Origin of the sequence: Pseudomonas sp. 51_B (genome assembly GCF_017491595.1) — a bacterium.
GTDB classification, from domain to species: domain Bacteria; phylum Pseudomonadota; class Gammaproteobacteria; order Pseudomonadales; family Pseudomonadaceae; genus Aquipseudomonas; species Aquipseudomonas promysalinigenes.
This window is the reverse complement of sequence record NZ_JAFGYW010000376.1, coordinates 1-452: the sequence shown is the minus strand read 5'-3', so window position 1 is coordinate 452 and position 452 is coordinate 1. Positions and strand designations below refer to the sequence as shown.

The 452-nt window shown below is 70.6% G+C and carries 1 protein-coding gene; it reads left to right on the top strand.

Features of this window, described 5'->3' with window-relative positions; translation table 11 throughout:
• Nucleotides 1-97: 97 nt before the first annotated feature.
• Nucleotides 98-452 (top strand): DNA-deoxyinosine glycosylase (locus tag J5M56_RS25310; RefSeq protein ID WP_207938098.1); only part of this gene is annotated, 355 nt, incomplete at its 3' end.

Here is a 452-nt window from a genome sequence, read left to right as displayed (position 1 = left end):
GCACGCCGCTGATGGTGACCGAATGCATGCTGCCCGCGCTGTGGCGGCATCTCGACGCACACGGCGAGCGCCGCGCGCGCGGCCTCGAGCAGACGTGATGCTGCGCGGCTTTCCTCCCGTCGCGTCGCCCGGCACGCACACGCTGATTCTCGGCAGTTTTCCCGGCGAGGCGTCGCTCGCGGCCGCGCAGTACTACGCGCATCCGCGCAATCAGTTCTGGCGGCTCTTGGGGGCCGTGCTCGGCGAGCCGCAGCTGCACGCGCTGCCGTACGACGCGCGGCTGGCGCGCGTGCTCGCGCACGGCTTCGGCATCTGGGACGTGCTCGCCGCATGCCATCGCGAGGGCAGCCTCGATGCGGCGATTCGTCATGCGCAGCCGAACGATTTCGCGTCGCTGCGCGAAGTCGCGCCGAAGCTGACGAAGGTGTGCTTCAACGGCAAGACGGCGGGAC